Origin of the sequence: Geodermatophilus amargosae (genome assembly GCF_900116515.1) — a bacterium.
GTDB classification, from domain to species: domain Bacteria; phylum Actinomycetota; class Actinomycetes; order Mycobacteriales; family Geodermatophilaceae; genus Geodermatophilus; species Geodermatophilus amargosae.
Genome location: NZ_FPBA01000020.1, coordinates 16,858 through 39,001 on the forward strand (window position 1 = coordinate 16,858; position 22,144 = coordinate 39,001).

A 22,144-nucleotide genomic window follows, 5' to 3' on the forward strand; every position below is an offset into this window, starting at 1 on the left:
TTGGGACTGGGTGCTGGTGACACCTGATCTCCCAGAAGTAGTAGTTGCGGCGTTCGTTCCGGATGGGGTCCGGGCCGGGCGCCGCTGCTATGCCGCCCCGTCACTGAGGTGCTTCGCTTCCCACGCCTCTACGTCGCTGAGGCGATACCTGACGTGCTTGCCGATCTTGAGACGCCGCGGCGCGGTGTTCTGGCTCTGCCAGCGATAGACAGTGGCCAGCGGGACGCCCACCCTCCGCGCGAACTCTTCCGGGCTGAGGCGCTGCTCCACCTTGGCTCTCCCTAGTTTGGCGAGATGACGTACTAGTTTGGCGATACTGCACCTCAGACTGCACCGCTGCTCGACCTTTGTCAAACAAGGCGCTACGGTTGCCAATATGGAGAAGAGGACGGCGGGTCGGCGGAAGGTCGAGCCGGGGCCTACGGCGGGCCGCGTCGCGGCGAACCTGCGCCGGCTGCGGGGAAGCCTCACCCTGGCGCAGCTGTCTGAGCGCCTGGCCGAGGTCGGGCGGCCGATCCTCCCCTCAGGGCTGAGCAAGATCGAGCAGGGGGCCCGGAGCGTCGACGTCGACGACCTGGTGGCACTTGCAGTGGTGCTGGGGGCGACCCCGAATGCGCTACTGCTACCGCCCTACGGCCAAGAGGACAGCAAGGTCGAGCTGACGGACTCCGTCGTGGTGAGCTGGCACCGGGCATGGGTGTGGGCCACCGGGGACGGGCCTCTCGACGGCCCCGCCCGGCTGTCGCAGCGGGTGCAGTGGTTCGAGATCAACAAGCCGCACAGGGTCGATGAACTGAGGCTGGACGACTTGATCGACGGCTCACACGAGACGTACCGGCAGGAACACCCCGACCAGAGCTGACCGTGGGGTCGATCGAGCGCCACGTCCGCGGCGGGAAGGTCAGCTATCAGATTCGCTGGCGTGACCCGGCCGGGAAGCAGCGCAAGGCGTCGTTCCAGCGGAAGGTCGACGCCGAACGGCGCCTGACCGAGATCGAGTCCAGCAAGCACGCGGGCAGCTACGTTGACCCGCGCGCCGGGAGGACGTCCGTCGGCGAGTACGCGGCCACGTGGCTGGAGCGGCAGGTGCAGCTACGGCCGTCCACCCGGGACCGCTATCAGACGATCCTGCGGGTGCACGTCGTCCCCGCGTTCGGCGCGTTGCCGCTGTCCCGGGTGGAGCGGTCGGCGGTGGCCTCCTGGGTGGCGGAGATGGCCGCGTCGGGGCTGGCTGCGGCGACGGTGCGGCACGTGCACCGCGTGCTGGTGATGGTGCTGAACTCGGCGGTGGCTGACGGCCGGCTGACCCGCAACCCGGCGGCGGGTGTGCCGTTGCCGCGCGCCGCGGGGCGGGAGAAGCGGTTCTTGAGCCACCCGCAGGTGGCGGCGCTGGCCGCGGCCGCCGGTGAGGACGCCACGGTCGTGCGGGTGCTGGCGTACTGCGGCCTCCGGTTCGGGGAGCTGGCAGCGTTGCGGGTGCGGAACGTGGACCTGCGCCGGCGGCGGCTGACCGTGGCCGAGTCCGCGACCGAGGTGGCGGGCCGGATGGTGTTCGGCGCGCCGAAGTCAGGGGCGGCCCGGTCGGTGCCCTTCCCGCCGTCCCTGGCCGGTGAGCTGGAGGCGGCCTGCGCCGGCAAAGCACCGGAGGCCCTGGTGTTCACCGCGCGCGAGGGCGGGGTGCTGTGGCTCCGCAACTGGCGACGACGGGTGTTCGAGCCGGCCGCGGCGGCGGCGGGTCTGGACGGGCTGACGCCCCACGGCCTGCGGCACACCGCCGCGTCGCTGGCGGTGGCCGCCGGAGCCAACGTCAAGCACGTGCAGCGGATGCTGGGGCACGCCAGCGCGGCGATGACCTTGGACGTGTACTCGGGCCTGTTCGACGACGACCTGGACGCGGTCGCCGACCGGCTGGGGGAGGCCGCGGAAGCGGCTGTGCCCCGTTCGTGCCCCGGAGACGACTCAGGCCGTTCCCCGTGAGGGAAACGGCCTGGTCGAACGGGTGGAGCTGAGGGGACTCGAACCCCTGACCCCCACACTGCCAGTGTGGTGCGCTACCAGCTGCGCCACAGCCCCGTTCCCGGCCCGCCCGGATTCGCTCGGGCCGGGGAGAACCATACCCGTTCCTCCGTCCGGCCCCGTGGCGGGGGGTCGGTGCGCGCGTCGGGCCTCAGACCTCGACGCCGCGCGCGGCCAGCCACGGCACCGGGTCGACCTTCCGGCCCGACATGCCGCCCTGGTGGACCTCGAAGTGCAGGTGCGGCCCGGTCGACTGACCGCGGTTGCCCAGCAGCGCGATCGTCTCGCCGGCCTCCACGAACTGCCCGACCTCGACCAGGATCTCCTGCATGTGGCCGTAGACGGTGACGTCGCCGTTGTCGTGGAGGACGTAGACCGCCAGGCCGAAGCCGCTGGCGGCGCCGGCCCGCAGCACCACGCCGTCGGCCGCCGCGTACTCCGGCGTCCCGAGCGGGGCGGCCAGGTCGATGCCGTAGTGGAAGGTGCCCCAGCGCGAGCCGAAGCCGCTGGTGAAGCGCGCCCCGCTGACCGGCAGCACGGCCTTGGGCCGGGCCGCCTCGGCCGCTGCCTCCGCCGCGGCGGCCTCGGCCGCCGCGCGCTCGGCGCGGCTGGCGGCCACCTCCTGCAGGCGGGCCTGCGCCTCGGCCTCGGTGATCGAGGCCATCGGCAGGAGCTCCTCGGATACGTCCTCGGTGGCCAGCTCCATCTGCACGCCCAGCTCGGAGGACGGCTCGGCCCCCGCCTGCGTCGAGCCGGGGACGCCGAGGACGCCGGCGCCGATGGCCCCGGCCACGAGGGCGGCGAGGAGGAGGTGCGGGCGGCGGTCCCGCAGGCTGCGGCGGCGGACGGGGGCAGCCTCGACGACGGGCGCCGGGGCCTCGACGACGGGCGCCGGGGCCTCGACGACGGGTGCCGGGGCCTCGACCGGCGCGAGCTCGGGCAGGACCGTGGTGGCCAGGGACGCGACGACGTCGTCGCCGGCCGCGCGCGGGACGGGCAGGACCGGCGGGAAGCCGCGCAGCGCCGACACGGGCCGGCCGGCGGGGCGCCGGTGCGCGCCGGTGCGGGGACCGGGCACCACCCCGCCGGGGTCGCTGGCGGGACGGGTCAGGAGACCCGCGGTCGTCCGGGAACTGGCCAAAGCACGTACCCCGCTCGTGGGAAGCGGCCCTGGCGGGCCCGATCAGGTTGTAACGATCCAAACACACCGTGACCCAGTCGTGACCGCGCGTGCGGCGTGTCCCCATCGGACACGCCGTGTGCTCCGTGTCACCAGGGGCGGATGGGTTTACCGACCCTCTCCGCGGACACATCAAGTGGTCCGGCGTGGAAGAGCTCGCGCCGTCCCGCACCGCCTCCGGGACCGACGCTCACCCGTCGACCCGGTGCCCACGTGAACGCACACGTCGGCAGCCGACATGCAGCACACGGGACCACGCCGACCCGTCGGGCCGCCCTCCGGGAGTCCCCGCAGGACCGGCGTGATCCCATGATCCTTCCCCGCGCGACCCGCGGCGCCCGCCCCCGGCGGTGCGACCGGCCGTGCGGTGGCACCGACCCTGGACAGGAAGGACCGATGCCTCGATGGCACAGCTCGAGCGTTTCGCGCGGCGACTCCGGCGGACCGTCGTGCCCGCACAGCCGGCGGCCGAGCCCGTCGCGCGTGTCCGGCCGCTGACCAGCGCGACGCTCGAGCAGCACGGGACCCGGCTGACCGTCCCCACCTACGACCGCGCGGCCCTGACCCCCGCCGTCGTCCACCTGAGCGTCGGCGGCTTCTCCCGCGCCCACCAGCTCATCTACTTCGACGAGGTCGCGCAGCGGCGGATCTCCAGCGGGTGGGGCGTGGTCGGCGTCGGCCTGCGGGCCCGGACGCTGCAGGAGGCCCTCGCACCGCAGGACAACCTCTACACCGTCGTCGAGCGCAGCCCCGACGGCGAGCGCGCCCGCGTCGTGGGCGTCCTGACCGACTACCTGTTCGCCCCTGACGCCCCCGGCGCCGTCCTCGACCGGCTCGCCCACCCCGCTGCCGCGCGCACCGTCTTCGGGTTCCTGGTCGAGGCGCTCGACCGCCGCCGGCGGGCCGGAACGGCCCCGTTCACCGTCGTGTCCTGCGACAACCTGCACCGCAACGGCGACGCCACCCGCGCCGCCGTCGTCGGGTTCGCGGCCCTGCGCGACGAGGTCCTCGCCCGGTGGATCGCCGACCGGGTCGCCTTCCCGAGCAGCATGGTCGACCGGATCACCCCGCAGACGACGCCCGAGGAGCGGGCCGCGGTCGCCCGGCGGCACCGCGTCGACGACCGCTGGCCGGTGATCACCGAGCCGTTCTCGCAGTGGGTCATCGAGGACACCTTCTGCAACGGCCGCCCCCCGCTGGACCAGGTCGGCGTCCGCTTCGTCCGGGACGTCACCGCCCACGAGCTGATGAAGACCCGGCTGCTCAACGCCAGCCACTCGGCGCTGGGCTACCTGGGCACGCTCGCCGGCCACGAGCGCATCGACGTCCTCATGGGCGACCCGCTGTTCGCCGCCTACGTCACGCGGCTGATGGACGACGAGGTGACCCCGCTCATCCCCGTCCCGGAGGGCATCGACCTCGCCGAGTACAAGGCCACGCTCCTGCAGCGCTTCGCCAACCCGGCCATCGCCGACCGGCTGTCCCGGCTGTGCCGCCGCGGGTCGACCAAGCTGCCGCACCACCTGCTCCCCTCGCTGCGCCAGGCGCTGGCCGAGGGGCGCCCGCACGCGCTGCTGACGCTCGCGCTGGCCGGCTGGGTGCGGTACCTGCAGCGGGTCGACGACGACGGCCGGCCGCTGCCGGTCGAGGACGACCGCGGCCCGCACCTGCAGGCCCTGGCCCTCGCCGGCGGCACCGACCCGCGGCCGCTGCTGGCCGAGGAGTCGGTGTTCGGCGACCTCGGGTCGGTCCCCGGCTTCGCCGACGAGCTCGCCGGCGTCCTGCGCCGCCTGGAGCGCGACGGCGTGCGCGCGACCGTCGCCGCCGCGACCCGTGCGAGCGCCCGGTGACCGCCTCCCCCACCAGCGGCACGGCCGCCACCCTGCCGCGCGACGTCGTCGCCGGCCTCACGCACCTGCTCTGCGACGCCGACGGCAACCTCTTCCCCTCCGAGGAGCCGGCCTTCGTCGCGTCGGCCGAGGTGACCAACCGCTTCCTCGCCGAGCTCGGCGACCCCCGCCGGTACACCCCGGAGGAGCTGCGCCTGGCCACCACCGGCATGAACTTCCGGACGACGTCGACGCGGCTGGCCGCCGAGGCCGGCCGGCCCGAGGTCGACGTCGAGCCGTGGGTGGCCGAGGAGAAGCGCGCGGTGACCGCGTACCTCGGCGCGCACCTGCGCCCGCACGAGCCGACGACCGCCGCCCTGACCGCGCTCGCCACGCCGCTGCGGCTGGCCGCGGTCAGCTCCAGCGCGCTGGCGCGGCTGGCGGCCTGCTTCACCGCCACCGGCCTCGACGGGCTGATCCCCGCGGACCAGCGGTTCAGCGCCGAGGACTCCCTGCCGGTGCCCACCAGCAAGCCCGACCCGGCGGTCTACCTGTACGCCTGCGAGCAGCTGGGCATCGCCCCGGCGGCGGGCCTGGCCGTGGAGGACTCCGTCCCCGGAGCGCTCTCCGCGGTCCGCGCCGGGTGTCCCACCGTGGGCAACCTGCTGTTCGTCCAGCCGGCCGAGCGCACCGACCGGGAGGCCGCGCTGCGCGAGGCCGGGGTAGTCACAGTCGTCTCGTCCTGGCAGGAGCTCGCCGACCTGCTCCTGCCCGTCCTGACCGGAGGTGACCGATGAGGATCGTCTACACCAGCTTCCGCGGCCTGTTCTCCGACAGCCCGCGTGCCGTCTACGAGGCGCTCGCCGCACGCGGCGACGACGTCACGCACACCTGGCTGACCGCGCCGGTCGCCGAGGACGCCTTCCCGGCGGAGGTCGAGACGATCCCGTTCGGCGGCTCGGAGAGCATCGCCGCGCTCGAGGCCGCCGACGTCGTCGTCTCCAACGACCACGTGCCGTTGGACTGGGAGAAGCGCCCCGGCGCCTTCTACCTGCAGACCTGGCACGGCACCCCGCTCAAGCGCATCCACAACGACGTCCTGTGGGCCCCGGAGGGCCGGCTGGCCTACCTCGAGCACGACATCGCCCGCTGGGACGCGATGCTCTCGCCCAACCCGTACAGCACCGCCCGGTTCCGCCAGGCGTTCGGCTACCGCGGCCCGGTCCACGAGACCGGCTACCCCCGCAACGACCTGCTCTCCAGCCCGGAGCGCGACACGGTGCGGGCGCGGGTCCGCGCGGGGCTCGGCATCGACGAGGGCACCCGGGTGGTCCTGTACACGCCGACCTGGCGCGACGACCTGGTGTTCGAGGGCACCGGGGAGCGGGACTTCGACTTCCCCGTGGACCTCGCGGACTTCACCGACCGGCTCGGCAAGGACCACGTGCTGCTCCTGCGGCTGCACAACATGGTCTCCGACCGGCTCGAGTGGGTCGAGGGGATGCCGGTGCGCGACGTCTCGTCGTACCCGGACATCCGCGACCTCTACCTGGCCGCCGACCTGCTGGTCACCGACTACTCCTCAACGATGTTCGACTTCGCGATCACCGGGAAGCCGATCCTCCTGTTCACCTACGACCTCGACGAGTACCGCGACCGGCTGCGCGGCTTCTACGTCGACATCGGGGAGCTCGCGCCCGGCCCGCTGCTGTCGACCAGCCGCGAGCTCGTCGACGCGGTGGCCGACCTCGACACCGTCGCCGCCGCGCACGCCGACCGGTACCGGGCGTTCCAGGAGACCTACACCGCGCTCGAGGACGGGCACGCCACCGACCGCGTCCTCGACCTGTTCTTCCCGCCCGGCGGCCCCGCCGGCGCGGACCCGACGACCCGAGAGGGGGACGACAGTGCGCATCGTTGAGCTCGCGCAGACCACGGGGGTTGCCGCCCTGGAGGCGCTGACCGCCCGGACCGGCACCCGCACCGAGACGCACCCCGTGCAGGTGGTCATCCTGGCCGCCGGGATGGGGACCCGGCTCGGGCGCCCGCTGCCCAAGCCCCTGACCCCGCTGGTGGACGGCCGCAGCATCCTGCACCGCCAGCTCGACACGCTCACGCAGGTGCTCGGCCCCGCCGTCGACGTCACCGCCGTCGTCGGGTTCCAGTGTGAGCTGCTCATGCAGGCCGCGCCCGACCTGCGGTTCGCCTACAACCCGCACTTCGCGCGGACCAACACCTCCAAGAGCCTGCTGCGCGGCCTGCGGACGACCCGCTCCGGCGGCGTGCTGTGGCTCAACGGGGACGTGGTGTTCGACGCCGCCGTCCTCGAGGCGGCGCTGCCGGCGATCCAGGCCGACCAGAGCTTCGTCTGCGTGGACACCTCCGTCGTCGGCGACGAGGAGGTCAAGTACACCCTCGACGAGGACGGCTACATCGCGGAGCTGTCCAAGACGGTGACCGGCGGCCTGGGCGAGGCCGTGGGGATCAACTACGTCTCCGCCGCCGACAAGGCCGCGCTGGCCGAGCACCTCGAGGCCTGCGGGGACCAGGACTACTTCGAGCGCGGCATGGAGACGGCGGTCATCGAGGCCGGCCTGCGGTTCCGCCCGCTGGACATCTCCCGGTGGACCGCCGTGGAGGTCGACTTCGAGGCCGACCTGGAGCGGGCCAACGCGATGCTGTCCAGCAACCGGGCGCGCCTGCACCCGGTGCCCGGCGGCACGCGCTGAACCCCCGGGTGCCGGGCCGCCCAGCGGCCCGGCACCCGTCGTTCAGCCGACCGGCTGGGGCTCCGGCTCGGGCCTCGACCGGTCGGGGTCGCGGAAGCGCCGCGCGGCGGCCAGCCCGCCGACCACGAGTCCGGCCCCGCCGGCCACGAGCACGGCGACGGCGACCCGGGCCAGGAGCCCGGGCCCGCCGGTGGCCACGTTCGCACTCCAGAGCACGTCGACGTCGGGCAGCCCCTGCACCAGCAGCAGCCAGCCCAGCACCACCGCGCACAGCCCGGCCACGACCCCGCGCCCGCGGTGGGCCGCGGCCAGCCCGAGCGCCGCCACCAGCGCCGCGGTGACGGCCGGCAGCAGCGCCGACACCACCGCCGCCGCGTGCGAGGACACCGTCACCGGCGGCTCCGGCGTGCCCACGGCGTGCCACAGCGCGGCGGCCCCGCCCAGCGCCATCGCTCCGCCCAGCAGTCGCGGCGAGCGGGCGAGCAGCCCCGCGGCCGCGACGACGGCGGCCAGTGCCAGGTGCAGGCCCCAGGTGAGCGTCGTCGACGGCGGCGGGCTCCAGGTGAGCTCGCCGCGGACGGTGACCGCCGTGTCCCCGTGCCGCATCGGGACGGTCCAGTCGAACACCGTGTGCGCGCGCGTCGGGTCGGCGGCCACCGCGGGCGGCAGCTGCTGCTCGCTCATCCAGTGCGTGCGGTGGTCGTGCCACGTGTACTGCGGCTCGGTGGACACCTGCACCCACTCCGGCTCGGCCCGCGGGTCAGCGTCCTCGGGCAGGCTGACGCGGCCGTAGCGGTCGAGGTTGATGGTGGTGGCCGGGCTGTGCGCGTTGCGCCAGACACCGTCCGGGCCGATCCGCAGGTACGGCTCGTCGGAGTAGCCGGGCACCGTCAGCTCGGTGCCCGTGGTGTTGACCACCTCGAGCGCGTCACCGAACTGCAGCACCCGCACGCTGACGCCCGGCACCGCCGGCTGCACCGAGGTCACCCGGCCGTCGAAGTCGCTGCCGGCGACCTCGCCGCCCACGTGCGCACGCGCTGGTCCGGCGAGGGCCAGGGTGGCCAGCACGCCGAGCAGCACGACCAGCAGCCGCGCGCCGGCGGCCGCGGCGCCGCTCACCCCGCGTCGGCGACCGCGGCCAGGTCGCCGGCGATGTCCCGGGCGGTGTTGCCGGCGTCGAAGGCCACGTGCGCCTCGTCGTCGGCTCCGTACAGCAGCAGCAGCGAGCTGTGCAGCCGGCCGGCGTCCTCCGCCAGCGGCACGCCGGCGGACAGCTGCGCCTGGTCGATCGCCTCCTGCTCGCCGGTGAGCCCGATGAACTGCGTGGGCAGGTCGGCGTCGAAGCGGTCGAGGTACTCGCCGAGCACCGGCGGGCTGTCGGCGGCGGGGTCGGTCGTCACGAAGACGACCTGAACCTGCTGCGCCAGTTCCGGGTCGGTGTCGCGCAGCGCGAGGGCGACGTCGGCCATCGTCGACGGGCAGACGTCCGGGCAGTTCGTGTACCCGAAGAACAGCAGCGTCGGGCGACCCGCCGTGGCGGTGGCGAAGTCGTAGGCCGCGCCGGACTGGTCGGTCAGGGTGAAGGTCGGCCGCTGGAACGGGTCGCGCAGGTCGATCCCGGCGTACTCGTCGCCGGGACCCTCCAGCGAGGCGACCGGGCCGTCCGAGTGGTCGTGCCCCTCGGCGGCCGCCGCCTGGTCACCGCCGTCGGAGCCGCAGGCGGACAGGGCCAGGCCGGCAGCGAGGAGCAGCGCGGTGGTCCGGCCGCGCGCGGGAGCGGTCACGAGGACACGGTACGTCGGCCCGCCCGGTACCCGAGGACGACGCCCGCGAGCCCGACGGCCAGCGCCAGGATGGCGAGGAAGAGCGCCAGGCCGGCCGGCTCGTTGCTGACCGGGCCGCCGTGCCCGTGCTCGTCGGAGGACGCCGCGGTGACGGTCTCGGTGGCGGTCGCGTCCGACGCCAGCGAGAGGGTGGGCGCCGGCTTCTCCGGCTCCTCCTGGCCGTCGACGGTCGGCTCGATCCAGGCCGACTCGGTGCCGTCGCTGTAGGTCTGCACCGCGGGGAAGGACAGCGTCTCGGCATCGGGGAACGGCCCGCCGGACAGCGCGAACTCCTGGAACTGGCCCGGGGCGATCCCGCCGCCGGCGTCGGCGCGGAACTCCACCACGGAGACGTAGCTGGTGATCTGCTGCCCGTGGGAGTCCATCGGCTGGTCGAGCTGGGCGGAGGTGGTGCTGATCGTCCAGCCCGGCACCGGCTGCGCCTGCAGCGAGGCCATCGCCTCCTCCTCCGGGATCGAGATGCGCAGCGAGACGGTGCTCGCGGTGTCGCTCTCGTTGGGCACCCGGAAGGTCAGCTTCCCGTAGCCGCCGGCAGTGGCGTCGGCCGACGAGACCGTCACGTGCGCCGACGCGCCGGTGGCGACCACGACGGACGCGACCAGGGCGGTCAGGACGGCGGCCAGGACGACAGCGGCACGGGCCAGCGGTCGCAGGGTGGTCGGGGACACTCTTCTCCTCGTTTCGTCGGACACGGGTCTCAGCGCACCGGGAAGTCGGTGCTGGCAGTGGTGGCGGTGAACTCGTCGAGCCGGACGGTGACCGCTGCGGTCCAGGTGCCGGCACCGGGGATGGACATCCCGTCGGCCACCCAGTGGCCGGGGCCGGCGGGCTCCAGGTCGACGTCGAGCGGGCCGATCTCCTGCTCGGGCTCGGTGAGCGTCACGCGCAGGTCGGCCGGCTGGGCGAGCTGCCCGTCGTCGTCGAAGAGGTAGAGGTGCAGCGTGTTGGCGCCCGCCCGGGCCGGGTCGATCGACAGCTGCACGCTGCCGGACTCCCCCGCCGCCGACTCCAGCGGCAGCGTGACGTCGACCGGCTCGGCGATCGTGGCGCGGGCCGGCGGGGTGCCCACGAGCACCGCCGAGAGGACCAGGACGACGGCGGCGACGGCGGCCTCGACGAGGACCGAGCGGCGCAGCGGGGCGACGTCCTCGACCGCACCGCGGGCCTGCACCGCCGCGCGGGCCCGCGCGGCCTCCACGACCGGGCCCTCCTCGGCCCCGGACGGGCCGGCGGCGGCGGCGGCGAAGGCGTGCGCCGTCACCCGCCGGCGGCCGCCGGGCCGCGCCCGGGTCACGCCCAGGTGCTGCTGCACCCAGACCCGCGAGACCCCCGCGGCGGCCAGGAGGAGGAGCACCAGCGCCAGCTTGGCCAGCAGGACCCAGCCGTAGGTGGTGGACACCAGCGCGGCCGGCGAGCCGACCTCGCGCACCGACTGGACGACGCCGGTGACCACGAGCGCGGCCACCGCGCCGGAGGCGACCCGCGACCACCGCGGCAGCGCCGCGGCCAGCTCACCGGCCTCGACGCCCGGCCGCACCAGCCCGGCCAGCAGCGCGGCCAGCCCGCCCAGCCACAGCACCATGGCCGCCACGTGCACGGCGGTGACGGCCGTGGCGAACACCGGGAGGCTCCCGGCCACCGGGTGCCCGACCGCCGCGGTGGTGAGGACGACACCGCCGCCGAGCACGGCGAGGCCGGCGGCTTCCTGGGACTGCGGCGGGGCGGCCCGGCGCCACAGCGGCACGAGCAGCGCGGCGAGGACGAGGGCGAGCGCGCCGCGGCCGAGCGTGGTGAGCCCGAAGGACGACGACCCGGTGGCGCCCACCAGCGTCGGGTCGAGCAGCGAGCCGAGCCCCGCACCGGCCGCGTAGGGGCCCTGCAGCAGGAAGGTCAGCACCGCGGCTCCCGCGACGGTGAGGAGTCCCGCGGTGGTCAGCAGCCGCATCCGCCGCGACGCCCACCCGGCCGGCCAGCACAGCAGCAGGAACGCCGGCACGCCCAGGCCCACGGCCTCGCCGGCGAAGCCGAGGCTGCGCGCGGCGGGCAGCGCGGCGGCCACGAACGGGTCGGCGTCGGGATCGGTCGCGACCGCCCCGGCGTCGGCGAGCTCGCCGTCACCGACGACGAAGGCGAACGCCCCGCTGATCGGGTGGGAGTCGGCGGAGACGACCCGGTAGGTGACGACGTAGCTGGCGTCGGGCAGGTCGCCGCGCAGCGGGACGGTCACCGTGTCGCCCTCGACCGTGGCCGCGCCGGTGTCCACCCGGGCGCCGTCGTCGCCGAGGACGCGGGCGTAGCCGGCGCCGAGCGAGACGCCCTCGGTGAAGCGCAGGGTCACCTGCGCGGGCACCTCGTCGAGGCGGGCGCTCTCCCCCGGGTCGGTGGAGACCAGCTCCGCGTGCGCGGAGGCCGGCCCGGCGGTGGCCACGCCCAGGCCCAGCCAGCCGGCGACCAGGACGAGCAGCAGCAGGCCCGGCCGCGGCGAGCGGCGGGCCGCGACGGTCGTGCTCACGCGACCACCCGACGGGCGCGCGCCGGAGCCGCGGCCCGGCGCGGCCGCTGCCGCCAGGCGAGGACGGTGATGAAGACCACGCCCGCGAGCAGCAGGAGGTGGGCCGCGGCGCGGTCGGCGTGCACGTGGCCGGCCTGCAGGTCGCGCACGGTGGTCACGGTGAGCAGCACGGTGAAGGTGGCGAGGAACGGCAGCGCACCGGCGGCCAGTCGCGGCGCCGCGGCGACGGCGAGGAAGGCGGCGGCGACGGCGAGGTTCCAGGCGCCGGTCTCGTGCGCCACGTGCACCGGCGCGCTCATCGACGCCGATCCGCCCGCCAGCGCGGGCCAGGCCAGCCCGGCCTGCGCCACGCCGACCGCGAGCAGGGCCAGGCGCAGCGCAGCCTGCACCAGCCGGGCGCGCGCGGCCGCGGCAGTGCCCGGCAGCTGCTGCGGCAGCGCGCCGAGGACGGCGGCGGTGAGGTCGGGCACCGGCGAGGCCGGGGCGAGCCGGGCCCGGCGGGTCACCCCCTCGACGGCGCCGGCCCACCCGTCACACGCGGGGCACGCGGCGAGGTGGCGGTCGAGGTCGGCGGCGGGCATGCCGAGCGGCTCGCCGTCGAGTCGCGCGGAGACCGCCTCGCGGAACGGGGCACACTGCATGTCGTAGTAGTCGTCGCGGAGGGCCCGTCCGGTTCCCGGTTCGACGGGGAATCCGCACGGAGGTGGGACGTGGACGAGCTCGAGCGGGTCGCGGCTGCCGCCGTCGACGGTGACCCCCTCGCTGCCGCGACCCTCGTGCGGGCCACCCAGTCCGACGTCTGGCGGCTGTGCGCGGCGCTCGGCGACCGTGAGTCCGCCGACGACCTGACGCAGGAGACCTACGCCCGCGCGTTCGCGTCCCTGCACCGCTTCGAGGGCCGCTCCTCGCTGCGGACGTGGCTGCTGGCCATCGCCCGCCGGGTCTGCGCCGACGCCGTCCGCTCCCGGCGCCGCCGGCGGCTCACCCTCGTCCGCGACGACGCCGACCTCGAGGCCCTCGGCCGCACCGACGGCGCCGACCGCGTGGGCGAGGGCGCCGCCGTCACCGACCTGCTGGGCCGGCTGGACCCCGACCGCCGCGAGGCCTTCGCGCTGACCCAGCTGCTGGGGCTGTCCTACGCCGAGGCCGCCGAGGTGGCCGGCTGCCCGGTCGGGACCATCCGCTCGCGGGTCGCCCGGGCGCGGGCGGACCTGGTCGAGGCGCTCGGGGACGCCCGGGAGGGGGACGGACGCGGCTCGCGGGTGACCGTGAGCTGAACCACGGCCGAACGGGTACCTATGCTGCCCGACGGCCGTACGACCGCAGGACGCGGCGGGCGACCTCCCACCCGCCGATCCGGAGCCCCGCCGTGCCCTTCCGCCTGACCCCCAGGGACTCGAGCTTCTACGAGCTGTTCACCGCCTCGGCGCAGAACCTGGTGGAGGCCACCGACGTGCTGAGCGTGTTCATCCACGACCACGCCCGCCGGGGCGAGCTCGCCGAGCGGCTGCGCGACCTCGAGCACGCCGGGGACCAGTCGACCCACGCGATCTTCCGGCAGCTGAACTCCAGCTTCGTCACGCCGTTCGACCGCGAGGACATCTACAGCCTGGCCAGCCACCTCGACGACGTCATGGACTTCGTCGAGGCCGCCGCCGACCTCGTCGTCCTCACCGGGCTGGGCACCCTGCCGGCGGAGATGAGCCAGCAGACCGCGCTGCTGCAGCGCGCCGCCGAGACCACCGCCGCGGCGATGCCGCGGCTGCGCACGATGAAGGGCCTCCCCGACTACTGGATCGAGGTCAACCGCATCGAGAACGAGGCCGACAAGCTCTACCGGCGGCTGCTCTCCCGGCTCTACAGCGGCGAGTTCGAGGCCCTCGAGGTGCTGCGTCTCAAGGAGGTGGCCGACCAGCTCGAGGAGGCCGCCGACGCCTTCGAGAAGGTGGCCAACGTCGTGGAGTCCATCGCGGTCAAGGAGTCCTGAGCTCCGTGGACCTCCGCTGATGGACCCCCGCTGATGGACCTCCGCTGATGGACGCGGTCCTCGTCGCGCTGGTCGTCATCGTCGTCGTCGCCCTGGCCTTCGACTACACCAACGGGTTCCACGACGCCGCCAACGCCATCGCCGTCGCCGTCTCCACCAAGGCGCTAACCCCCCGGGTGGCGCTGGCGCTCGCGGCGGTGATGAACCTCGTCGGCGCACTGCTGTCCACCGAGGTCGCCAAGACCGTCGGAGAGGGGATCATCGACCCGCCGGTGGGCGGCGAGGGGCTGGAGATCGTCTTCGCCGCGCTGGTCGGGGCGATCACCTGGAACATGATCACCTGGTACTTCGGGCTGCCCTCGTCGTCCTCGCACGCCCTCATCGGCGGGCTGGTCGGCGCGGCGCTGGCCGCGGCGCACTCGGTGCAGTGGATGGGGATCCTCGACAAGGTCGTCATCCCGATGGTGCTCTCGCCGCTGGTCGGCTTCGGCCTGGGCTACCTGTTCATGCTGGCCATCCTGTGGACCTTCCGGCGGGCCAACGTCTCCCGCGCGAACCGGGGCTTCCGCTACGCGCAGATCGTCAGCTCGGCCACCATGGCGCTGGGGCACGGCCTGCAGGACGCCCAGAAGACGATGGGCATCATCACGCTGGCGCTGTTCACCGCCGGGGAGATCGACGACTTCGAGGTGCCCCTGTGGGTCGTGCTGGCCGCCGCCGGCGCGATCAGCGCGGGCACCTACGCCGGCGGCTTCCGGATCATGCGCACCCTCGGCCGCCGGATCATCCAGCTCACCCCCGCGGGCGGCTTCGCGGCGCAGACGGTCGCCTCCAGCGTCATGGTCACCACGGCGACGGTCTTCGCCGTCCCGGTGTCGACCACGCACATCACGACGACGTCGATCATGGGCGTCGGGTCGACCCGGCGGCTGTCGGCGGTGCGGTGGGGCGTGGCCGGCAACATCGTCGTCGCGTGGGTGGTCACCCTGCCCGCCGCCGGCGCGGTGGCGGCGCTGGCCTACTTCGTGACCGACCTCGCCGTCGGCTGAGCCCTCCGCCCGCGGGCTCCCGGCCGGCCTGGGCGGGAGCCGTCGCGGCGTGCCCGCGGAGTGACGGGCGCCACCCGGACCTGCCGGTGGCATATCCCGATCGATCTGGTAGACATTGACCCCGTGGCGGCGACGGCGGTGCTCCTGGTGGGGCGGATCCACGTCGACCTGCTGCGCGTGTGCACGGCCACCTGTCCGGGCCGCTGAGCTCCGCGCCCCGTCGGCGCACCCTCCCCGCACGTCCCGCGACGAGTCGCGCACTGCTGCGCGCCCGCGGTCCCCGCCACGCCTGAGACCAGGAGCCCCACCCCGTGAAGACCCTCATCGTGCTCGCGCTCGCCGGGCTGGGCGCCCAGCTCGTCGACGGGAGCCTGGGCATGGCCTACGGCGTCACGTCGACGACGCTGCTGCTCGCCCTCGGCACCAACCCCGCGGCCGCCTCGGCGACCATCCACCTCGCCGAGATCGGCACGACGCTCGCCTCGGGTCTCTCGCACTGGAAGTTCGGCAACGTCGACTGGAAGGTCGTCGCCAAGGTCGGCGTCCCCGGCGCCGTCGGCGCCTTCGCCGGCGCGACCGTGCTGTCCACCCTCTCCACCGAGGTGGCCGCGCCGGTCATGTCGCTGATCCTGCTGGCGCTCGGCGCCTACCTGCTGGTGCGCTTCACCTTCCGCGGGATCGACCGCCGCAACCTCGGCAAGCCGGTCCGCAAGCGCTTCCTCGGCCCGCTCGGCCTCGTGGCCGGCTTCGTCGACGCCACCGGCGGCGGCGGCTGGGGCCCGGTCGGCACCCCGGCGCTGCTGGCCAGCGGCCGCATGGAGCCGCGCAAGGTGATCGGCTCGATCGACACCTCCGAGTTCCTCGTCGCGCTGGCCGCCAGCCTCGGCTTCCTCTTCGCGCTGGGCTCGCAGGGCGTCGACTTCGCCTGGGTCGCGGCCCTGCTGCTCGGCGGCCTGGTCGCCGCGCCGCTGGCCGCGTGGCTGGTGCGGCACGTGCCGCCGCGGCTGCTCGGCTCGCTGGTCGGCGGGATCATCGTCCTGACCAACAGCCGCACGTTGCTGCGCAGCGACTGGATCGACGCCTCCGACCCGGTGCGGTACTCGCTCTACGCCGTGATCTACGCGGTCTGGGCCGCGGCCGTCGCCCACTCCTTCCGCCAGTACCGCAAGGACCGGGCGCAGGAGTCCGCCGACGCCCTCGCCGCCGAGGCCGCCCGCCTGGCCGAGCAGCCGGAGCTGCACACGCCCGACGCCGCGGACGCCGCGGACCTCGAGCGCAGCCTCCGTGCCGGCCGCCCGGCGGACCCGCGCGACTAGCGGCTCCACGGCTCCGCGAGAGGCCCCGTCTGGTCCGCCGGGCGGGGCCTCCCGCCGTCTCAGCGGGCGGCGAGCAGCGCCGACTCGAGCTCCTCGGGCAGGCCCGGCTCGGGCAGGCCATGCGGCGTGGGCTGCCGCTCCGGCGTCCCCTGCAGCCAGGCCCAGGTGTCGGCCACGGTCTCCTGCACCGGCCGGCTCGGCAGGCCCAGCGCCCGGGCGCGGGTGGTGTCGACGTCCCAGGCCGTGCGGGCCGCCTCCCGGGGCAGCCACAGCGGCAGGTGCAGCCACGGCTCCACACCGGCGGCCAGCGGGTCCTCCTCGGGCACCGCGGCGAACTCCGCGTCGCTGCCGGTGGCCGTCCGGCACTCGGCGAGCAGCCCTCCGAGCGTGGTCATCCCGGCCGGGCCGGTGGTGTTCACCGGACCGCTCTCCCCGCGCTCGGCCATCTCCACCAGCCACCCGGCCAGGTCCCGGACGTCGACCAGCGCGATCGGCTGGTCCAGCGCGTCGGGGACGACGACTCGGCCGCCGCGGGCGATGCGCTCCAGCCACCACGGCAGCCGGCGCACGTTGTCGTGTGGCCCGACGATCAGGCCGGCGCGGGCGGTGAGGAACCGGCCCGGCAGCGCCGCACCCAGCACCCGCTCGGCGTGCGCCTTGACCGGGCCGTAGTCGTCCTCGTCGCTCTCCCACACCGGTTCGTCCTCACCCCGGATCGGGCCCGGCGGCCACGTCGAGTAGGCGTTGAGGCTGCTGGTGAACGCGTAGCCGCGCACGCTCCCGAGCGCGGCCGCGGCGTTGTCGGCGGCCGGCCGGGACTGGCAGGAGGTGTCGACGACGAGGTCCGGCGCCCAGCCGTCCAGGGCGCGCGGCAGGGCCTCCGGGTCGTCCCGGTCGCCGTGCAGCGCGCGGACGCCGTCCGGGGGCCGGCCGGTCAGCCCGCGGGTGAAGGTGGCCACGTCGTGACCGCGGTCGAGGGCCGCCGTCACCACGTGCCGGCCGAGGAAGACGGTGCCGCCGAGGACGAGGAGTCGCATGGCCGCAGCCCAGCGCAGCCGCTCCCCCGCCGTCCAGCCGGTTCACGGACGGCGTAGGGCTCGGCGGACGGCCCGCTACACGGCGCGGGTGACCACCGGGAGGTCGGGCACCTGGGGCAGCGGCTGGGAGCGCGCGGCGGCCAGCACCATCTCCGGCGAGCGCGGCAGGCCGCGGCGGGTGCACAGCCGCAGCGCCCGCACGCCGGTGATGACGTCGGTCTCCGGCGGCACGACCAGCAGGTGCGCGACGCGGTTGCCGCCACCCCAGGTCAGGCAGACGACCCCGGCGTCCATGCTGCGGAAACCGCCGGTGCGCACCACGCGGCCGTCGACCACGAGCTTGCGTGGCGCCGGCAGCCACGGCTCCAGCGGGTAGGTGAAGCGCTCGACCCGCACGCCGCGCCGGTCGAGTGCGGCGACCAGCTCCGGCACCTCGACGGCGAGGTCGCGCGTGCGGGGGTACCAGGCGCCGTCGAAGGTGTTCTCCCCCGACCCCGCGTCGGCCCGCAGGCTCACCCGGACGTCGATGCCGCCGCGGAAGCCCTCCGCCCCCCACACTCCCTGGGTCGTCGTCATCGCTGTCCCCGCCTCCCGCTCAGGTGCACGGGCCCGCGTCCGGGTCCGCACGACGACCGTAGGTCGGCGCGTCGCCGGGTCCCCGTGCGGCGGAGTCGGGCCTGTCGGACCCCACCGGCTCGCCGTCACCGCAGGTCACGGACTGATCACGAGGCTGCGGGCCCCGACAGCACGGAACCCCCGACCGGCGGACCGGACGGGGGCTCCTGTGGGGTGTCGGCGCTCAGGCGGGCTTGGGCTTGCGGTTCTTCGCCTTGCCGCGCTCGGTCTGGTCGAGCACCACCTTGCGGATGCGGACCGAGGCCGGGGTGACCTCCACGCACTCGTCCTCGGCGCAGAACTCCAGCGCCTGCTCCAGGTTCAGGATGCGCGGCGGGATGAGCCGCTCCAGCTCCTCGGAGGTGGACTTGCGCATGTTGGTGAGCTTCTTCTCCTTGGTGATGTTCACGTCCATGTCGTCCGGACGGGAGTTCTCACCGACGATCATGCCCTCGTAGACGTCCGTGCCCGGCTGGACCATGAGCTGGCCGCGCTCCTGCAGCGAGAACATCGAGTAGGTCGTCGCCACACCCTGGCGGTCGGCGACCAGCGAGCCGGTCGGCCGCGCGCGCATGTCGCCCAGCCACGGCTCGTAGCCCTCGAGGTTGTGGTTGAGGACGCCGGTGCCGCGGGTCTCGGTGAGGAACTCCGTGCGGAACCCGATCAGGCCGCGCGAAGGGACGATGTACTCCATCCGCGCCCAGCCGGTGTCGTGGTGCACCAGGTTCTCCAACCGCCCGCGCCGGGTGGCCAGCGCCTGGGTCAGCGTGCCGACGTACTCGCCCGGCGTGTCGATGGTGACCCGCTCGACCGGCTCGTGGACCTTGCCGTCGATGACCTTGGTGACCACGGTCGGGCGGCCCGCGGTGAGCTCGAACTCCTCGCGGCGCAGCTGCTCGACGAGGATGGCCAGCGCCAGCTCGCCACGGCCCTGCATCTCCCAGGTGTCGGGACGCTCGGTGGGCAGCATGCGCACCGAGACGTTGCCGACCAGCTCCTGGTCGAGGCGGTTCTTGATCAGCCGCGCGGTCAGCTTCTTGCCGGAGCGTCCCGACAGCGGCGCCGTGTTGATCCCGATCGTGATGGAGATCGACGGCTCGTCCACGGTGAGCGGCGGCAGCGGCCGCGGGTCGTTCGGGTCGGCGAGGGTGTCGCCGATCATGACGTCCTCGATCCCGGCGATGGCCACGAGCTCGCCGGGGCCGGCGCTCTCGGCCGGGGTGCGGGTGAGCCCCTCGGTGACGAGCAGCTCGGTGATCTTGACGCTCTTGATGCTGCCGTCGGTCCGGCACCAGGCGACCGTCTGTCCGCTCTTCATCGTCCCGGAGTGGATGCGCAGCAGCGCCAGCCGGCCGAGGTAGGGCGAGGCGTCGAGGTTGGTGACCTGCGCGCGCAGCGGCTCCTCGGCGTCGTAGACCGGTGCCGGGATGGTGTCGAGCAGGGTCTTCACCAGCGGCGCGAGGTCGGGGCTGTCGGGGCTGGTGCCGTCGGCCGGCCGGGTGAGCGAGGCCTGCCCGGTCTTGCCGTTGCTGTAGACGATCGGGAAGTCGAGGTTGTCGACGTCCATGCCGGAGTCCTCGAGCAGCTCCATGAACAGCTCGTAGGTCTCGTCGACGACCTCGCCGATGCGGGCGTCGGAGCGGTCGGTCTTGTTGACCACGAGGATCACCGGCATCCCCTTGCCCAGCGCCTTGCGCAGGACGAAGCGGGTCTGTGGCAGCGGGCCCTCGGAGGCGTCGACGAGCAGGACGACGCCGTCGACCATCGACAGGCCGCGCTCGACCTCGCCGCCGAAGTCGGCGTGGCCCGGGGTGTCGACGATGTTGACGACGACGGGGTTGCCGTTCTCGTCGGCCAGGTGGATCGCGGTGTTCTTGGCCAGGATGGTGATGCCGCGCTCACGCTCGAGGTCCATCGAGTCCATGACGCGGTCCTGCGTGGAGTCGTTGTCCGTCCCCTCGCCCTTGGCGCGCCCGAGGGCGCCTGCCTGGCGGAGGAGGGCGTCGACCAGGGTGGTCTTCCCGTGGTCGACGTGAGCGATGATCGCCACGTTGCGCAGGTCGTCGCGGGTGGGCATGCGGAAGGGCACCTCAGGAGGTCGGGGGATCCCGCGGCGGCTGCGCTCGCGGTACCACGGGTAACGGCCGCCGGCCCGGCGACCTTCCCACTCTAGGCGCTCGGACCGCCGGCACCTCCGGCTGCGGCCGGTCGGCCACCCTGTGGACCACCCCTGCGGCGGCGATCGTGACCAGACTCACGGCCTCGGACGGACTCCGCGCCATCCCGCGCCGGGGGCGGTCAGCCGGCGAGCCGTCCCGGCTGCGGCCGGTCGGCCACCGCGTAGCTGACCCCGGCGGCCGCGAGCGTCACCAGACCGACCGCCAGCCACGACGCCATCCCGACGCCGAGTGCCAGGACGTGCGCGAGGACGAAGGCCCCGACGTACGAGGCGGCGAGCCCCAGCGCGACCGCCCAACCGCGACGCTGCACCCACAGATGGGCGGCACCCAGCCCGCCGGCGAGGAACACCGCACCGCCGAGGGCGCGGATGCCGGTGCCCTGCGCGACGCCGAACCCGGCCGCCAGCCCGACGGCGACGAGGACGGCGGAGGACAGCCGGGTGCGGGCGCGGGTGAGCGACGTCGTCATGCCGCCAGTGTCCCCTCGGGACGGGAGTGCGGATGACCAGGTGGGCTGATCGTGCTGCGTCCTGGCTCACGGTCGACGGTGAGCCGGGACGCGCCACGGTGAGCCAGGACGCGCGAGGGCCCCGGACGCACGTGGCGTCCGGGGCCCTCCGGCCCCGTCCCGGGGCCCGCCGCGAGCGGAGCGAGGGGTGGGGAGGACGGGGTCCTTACCGGAGCACGGCCTCGATCTCGAGCTCGACGTCGATCTTGTCGCCGACGACGACGCCGCCGCCGTCCATCGGCATGTCGATGTCGACGCCGTAGGCCTTGCGGGAGATGGAGGTCTTGGCGCTGAAGCCGGCGCGGTAGCCGCCGTAGGCGTCGGGGCCGAAGCCGTTGAGCTCGAGGGCCAGCGTGACCGGCTTGGTGATGCCCTTGATGGTCAGGTCGCCCTGGACGCTCCAGTCCTCGCCGTCGGCGACGACGCCGGTCGAGCGGAAGGTCATCACGGTGTGGTTGCCGACGTCGAAGAAGTCCGCGGAGCGGATGTGCGCGTCGCGCTGCTCCTGGCGGGTGTCGATCGAGTCCATGTCGATGGTGGCGGTCACCGAGGAGGCGGCCGGGTCCTCGGCGGTGACGAGCTCACCGGAGAACTTCGTGAAGTAGCCGCGGACCTTGCTCACCATCATGTGGCGCACGGAGAAGCCGACGGTGGAGTGGGCGGCGTCGATGTCCCAGGTGCCGGCGACGTACCCGGGGATCTGGACGGCGGTGGTGCTGGTCATGACTGGACCTCTCGATGGTTGAACGCTTGACTTTCGCGGTCCGTAGCGTAGTTGAGCGCTTGACTATTCCGCCAGTACCCTGGAGGCATGACGACGCAGGTGTCACCCGGTGCGGGGCCGGCGCCCGAGCCGCCCGTCGGGGAGCCGCGCTGGCTCGACGCCGAGGAGCAACGGGCCTGGCGGGCCTGGCTCTACAGCACCCAGCTGCTCAACGACCGGCTCGACCGCGAGCTGATGCGGGCCACCGGCATCCCGCACACCTACTACGAGATCCTCGTCCAGCTGTCGGAGACCCCGGACCGGCAGATGCGGATGAGCGAGCTCGCCGACCGCTGCCTGTCCTCCCGCAGCCGGCTGTCCCACGCGGTGTCCCGGCTGGAGGAGCGCGGCTGGGTGCGCCGGCAGGAGTGCGCCGAGGACGGCCGCGGACTGCTGGCCGTCCTCACCGACGAGGGCTTCGCCGCCCTGGAGGCCGCGGCGCCGATCCACGTCGAGGGGGTGCGCACCCACCTGTTCGACCAGCTCACCCTCGAGCAGGTCGCGGCGATGCGCGACCTCGGCGAGACGCTGCTGCGCCACCTCGACCCCTCCTGAGGGCCTCCTCCCGCGGCACGACGG

23 protein-coding genes and 1 tRNA gene are annotated in these 22,144 nt (G+C 74.5%); 11 read left to right on the forward strand and 13 right to left on the reverse strand.

The window, feature by feature from the left end; all coding sequences use genetic code 11:
• Nucleotides 1-87: 87 nt before the first annotated feature.
• Nucleotides 88-270, reverse strand: coding sequence for a helix-turn-helix transcriptional regulator (locus BM414_RS21100; RefSeq protein WP_093582684.1), 183 nt, complete (start codon nucleotides 268-270; stop codon nucleotides 88-90).
• Nucleotides 271-376: 106 nt separating this feature from the next.
• Here BM414_RS21100 and BM414_RS30335 point away from each other — a divergent pair, with 106 nt between their 5' ends.
• Both BM414_RS30335 and BM414_RS21110 read left to right on the forward strand, forming a co-directional pair.
• Nucleotides 377-862, forward strand: a complete 486-nt coding sequence (locus tag BM414_RS30335; RefSeq protein WP_217644854.1) for a helix-turn-helix domain-containing protein — start codon at nucleotides 377-379, stop codon at nucleotides 860-862.
• 2 nt (nucleotides 863-864) lie between these two features.
• On the forward strand, nucleotides 865-1,977 hold the full coding sequence (locus BM414_RS21110) for a tyrosine-type recombinase/integrase (RefSeq protein WP_093582686.1): 1,113 nt from the start codon (nucleotides 865-867) through the stop codon (nucleotides 1,975-1,977).
• Between the two features lie 23 nt (nucleotides 1,978-2,000).
• Here the strand turns inward: BM414_RS21110 and BM414_RS21115 are convergent.
• Together BM414_RS21115 and BM414_RS21120 are read right to left on the reverse strand one after the other, a co-directional pair.
• Nucleotides 2,001-2,073: transfer RNA gene (locus BM414_RS21115), tRNA-Ala, on the reverse strand.
• Between the two features lie 94 nt (nucleotides 2,074-2,167).
• Nucleotides 2,168-3,097, reverse strand: coding sequence for a M23 family metallopeptidase (locus tag BM414_RS21120; protein WP_245784884.1), 930 nt, complete (start codon nucleotides 3,095-3,097; stop codon nucleotides 2,168-2,170).
• 503 nt (nucleotides 3,098-3,600) lie between these two features.
• Here BM414_RS21120 and BM414_RS21125 point away from each other — a divergent pair.
• The 4 genes from BM414_RS21125 to BM414_RS21140 are packed head-to-tail and all read left to right on the forward strand — an operon-like array spanning nucleotide 3,601 to nucleotide 7,754.
• Nucleotides 3,601-5,046, forward strand: coding sequence for a mannitol dehydrogenase family protein (locus tag BM414_RS21125; protein WP_093582687.1), 1,446 nt, complete (start codon nucleotides 3,601-3,603; stop codon nucleotides 5,044-5,046).
• Nucleotides 5,043-5,822: an HAD family hydrolase gene (locus BM414_RS21130; protein ID WP_093582689.1), complete on the forward strand. Its 780-nt coding sequence runs from the start codon at nucleotides 5,043-5,045 to the stop codon at nucleotides 5,820-5,822. The genes BM414_RS21125 and BM414_RS21130 overlap by 4 nt, the downstream gene beginning before the upstream one ends.
• Nucleotides 5,819-6,946, forward strand: coding sequence for a CDP-glycerol glycerophosphotransferase family protein (locus tag BM414_RS21135; RefSeq protein WP_093582691.1), 1,128 nt, complete (start codon nucleotides 5,819-5,821; stop codon nucleotides 6,944-6,946). The genes BM414_RS21130 and BM414_RS21135 overlap by 4 nt, the downstream gene beginning before the upstream one ends.
• Nucleotides 6,933-7,754 carry a phosphocholine cytidylyltransferase family protein gene (locus BM414_RS21140; RefSeq protein ID WP_245784885.1) on the forward strand — a complete coding sequence of 274 codons (822 nt, stop codon included), beginning with the start codon at nucleotides 6,933-6,935 and terminating at the stop codon, nucleotides 7,752-7,754. The genes BM414_RS21135 and BM414_RS21140 overlap by 14 nt, the downstream gene beginning before the upstream one ends.
• A 42-nt stretch (nucleotides 7,755-7,796) precedes the next feature.
• Here the strand turns inward: BM414_RS21140 and BM414_RS21145 are convergent, their stop codons facing one another.
• Genes BM414_RS21145 through BM414_RS21165 form a run of 5 tightly spaced genes read right to left on the reverse strand, consistent with a single transcriptional unit; the run spans nucleotide 7,797 to nucleotide 12,751 of the window.
• On the reverse strand, nucleotides 7,797-8,873 hold the full coding sequence (locus tag BM414_RS21145) for a hypothetical protein (protein ID WP_093582693.1): 1,077 nt from the start codon (nucleotides 8,871-8,873) through the stop codon (nucleotides 7,797-7,799).
• Nucleotides 8,870-9,538, reverse strand: coding sequence for an SCO family protein (locus BM414_RS21150; RefSeq protein ID WP_093582695.1), 669 nt, complete (start codon nucleotides 9,536-9,538; stop codon nucleotides 8,870-8,872). The genes BM414_RS21145 and BM414_RS21150 overlap by 4 nt, the downstream gene beginning before the upstream one ends.
• Entirely contained in the window at nucleotides 9,535-10,266 is a 732-nt protein-coding gene (locus tag BM414_RS21155; RefSeq protein WP_093582697.1) for a YcnI family copper-binding membrane protein, read from the reverse strand. The genes BM414_RS21150 and BM414_RS21155 overlap by 4 nt, the downstream gene beginning before the upstream one ends.
• A 29-nt stretch (nucleotides 10,267-10,295) precedes the next feature.
• Nucleotides 10,296-12,110 (reverse strand): copper resistance CopC/CopD family protein, encoded by a 1,815-nt coding sequence (locus BM414_RS21160; protein WP_093582699.1) that lies wholly within the window; start codon nucleotides 12,108-12,110, stop codon nucleotides 10,296-10,298.
• A complete protein-coding gene (locus tag BM414_RS21165; protein WP_093582701.1) occupies nucleotides 12,107-12,751 on the reverse strand; it encodes a zf-HC2 domain-containing protein in 645 nt (214 codons plus the stop codon). The genes BM414_RS21160 and BM414_RS21165 overlap by 4 nt, the downstream gene beginning before the upstream one ends.
• A gap of 69 nt (nucleotides 12,752-12,820) precedes the next feature.
• Here BM414_RS21165 and BM414_RS21170 point away from each other — a divergent pair, with 69 nt between their 5' ends.
• From BM414_RS21170 to BM414_RS21185, 4 genes are all read left to right on the forward strand, one after another.
• Nucleotides 12,821-13,387: a sigma-70 family RNA polymerase sigma factor gene (locus tag BM414_RS21170; RefSeq protein ID WP_093582703.1), complete on the forward strand. Its 567-nt coding sequence runs from the start codon at nucleotides 12,821-12,823 to the stop codon at nucleotides 13,385-13,387.
• A gap of 92 nt (nucleotides 13,388-13,479) precedes the next feature.
• Nucleotides 13,480-14,097 carry a DUF47 domain-containing protein gene (locus BM414_RS21175; protein WP_093582705.1) on the forward strand — a complete coding sequence of 206 codons (618 nt, stop codon included), beginning with the start codon at nucleotides 13,480-13,482 and terminating at the stop codon, nucleotides 14,095-14,097.
• A 47-nt stretch (nucleotides 14,098-14,144) separates the two neighbouring features.
• A complete protein-coding gene (locus BM414_RS21180; RefSeq protein ID WP_093582707.1) occupies nucleotides 14,145-15,146 on the forward strand; it encodes an inorganic phosphate transporter in 1,002 nt (333 codons plus the stop codon).
• 311 nt (nucleotides 15,147-15,457) lie between these two features.
• Entirely contained in the window at nucleotides 15,458-16,462 is a 1,005-nt protein-coding gene (locus BM414_RS21185; protein WP_093582709.1) for a sulfite exporter TauE/SafE family protein, read from the forward strand.
• A gap of 59 nt (nucleotides 16,463-16,521) precedes the next feature.
• Here the strand turns inward: BM414_RS21185 and BM414_RS21190 are convergent, their stop codons facing one another.
• From BM414_RS21190 to BM414_RS21210, 5 genes are all read right to left on the reverse strand, one after another.
• A complete protein-coding gene (locus BM414_RS21190) occupies nucleotides 16,522-17,499 on the reverse strand; it encodes an NAD-dependent epimerase/dehydratase family protein (RefSeq protein WP_093582710.1) in 978 nt (325 codons plus the stop codon).
• Between the two features lie 75 nt (nucleotides 17,500-17,574).
• Nucleotides 17,575-18,075: a DUF5994 family protein gene (locus BM414_RS21195; protein WP_093582712.1), complete on the reverse strand. Its 501-nt coding sequence runs from the start codon at nucleotides 18,073-18,075 to the stop codon at nucleotides 17,575-17,577.
• 223 nt (nucleotides 18,076-18,298) lie between these two features.
• The gene (typA, locus tag BM414_RS21200) at nucleotides 18,299-20,191 is read right to left on the reverse strand and encodes a translational GTPase TypA (RefSeq protein ID WP_093582714.1); all 1,893 of its coding nucleotides are present in this window, start codon (nucleotides 20,189-20,191) and stop codon (nucleotides 18,299-18,301) included.
• Between the two features lie 221 nt (nucleotides 20,192-20,412).
• Nucleotides 20,413-20,763, reverse strand: a complete 351-nt coding sequence (locus tag BM414_RS21205; RefSeq protein ID WP_093582716.1) for a hypothetical protein — start codon at nucleotides 20,761-20,763, stop codon at nucleotides 20,413-20,415.
• 205 nt (nucleotides 20,764-20,968) lie between these two features.
• Entirely contained in the window at nucleotides 20,969-21,526 is a 558-nt protein-coding gene (locus tag BM414_RS21210; RefSeq protein WP_093582718.1) for a YceI family protein, read from the reverse strand.
• A gap of 87 nt (nucleotides 21,527-21,613) precedes the next feature.
• Here BM414_RS21210 and BM414_RS21215 point away from each other — a divergent pair, with 87 nt between their 5' ends.
• Nucleotides 21,614-22,120, forward strand: a complete 507-nt coding sequence (locus tag BM414_RS21215) for a MarR family winged helix-turn-helix transcriptional regulator (RefSeq protein ID WP_093582720.1) — start codon at nucleotides 21,614-21,616, stop codon at nucleotides 22,118-22,120.
• Nucleotides 22,121-22,144: the final 24 nt, after the last annotated feature.

Excerpts from the sequence above, each read along its gene's own strand:
- BM414_RS21165 (WP_093582701.1), bottom strand. The coding sequence starts at position 12,751 with ATGCAGTGTGCCCCGTTCCGCGAGGCGGTCTCCGCGCGACTCGACGGC.
- typA (WP_093582714.1), bottom strand. The coding sequence starts at position 20,191 with ATGCCCACCCGCGACGACCTGCGCAACGTGGCGATCATCGCTCACGTC.
- BM414_RS21125 (WP_093582687.1), top strand. The coding sequence starts at position 3,601 with ATGGCACAGCTCGAGCGTTTCGCGCGGCGACTCCGGCGGACCGTCGTG.
- BM414_RS21135 (WP_093582691.1), top strand. The coding sequence starts at position 5,819 with ATGAGGATCGTCTACACCAGCTTCCGCGGCCTGTTCTCCGACAGCCCG.
- BM414_RS21205 (WP_093582716.1), bottom strand. The coding sequence starts at position 20,763 with ATGACGACGTCGCTCACCCGCGCCCGCACCCGGCTGTCCTCCGCCGTC.
- BM414_RS21215 (WP_093582720.1), top strand. The coding sequence starts at position 21,614 with ATGACGACGCAGGTGTCACCCGGTGCGGGGCCGGCGCCCGAGCCGCCC.
- BM414_RS21180 (WP_093582707.1), top strand. The coding sequence starts at position 14,145 with ATGGACGCGGTCCTCGTCGCGCTGGTCGTCATCGTCGTCGTCGCCCTG.
- BM414_RS30335 (WP_217644854.1), top strand. The coding sequence starts at position 377 with ATGGAGAAGAGGACGGCGGGTCGGCGGAAGGTCGAGCCGGGGCCTACG.
- BM414_RS21195 (WP_093582712.1), bottom strand. The coding sequence starts at position 18,075 with ATGACGACGACCCAGGGAGTGTGGGGGGCGGAGGGCTTCCGCGGCGGC.
- BM414_RS21190 (WP_093582710.1), bottom strand. The coding sequence starts at position 17,499 with ATGCGACTCCTCGTCCTCGGCGGCACCGTCTTCCTCGGCCGGCACGTG.
- BM414_RS21210 (WP_093582718.1), bottom strand. The coding sequence starts at position 21,526 with ATGACCAGCACCACCGCCGTCCAGATCCCCGGGTACGTCGCCGGCACC.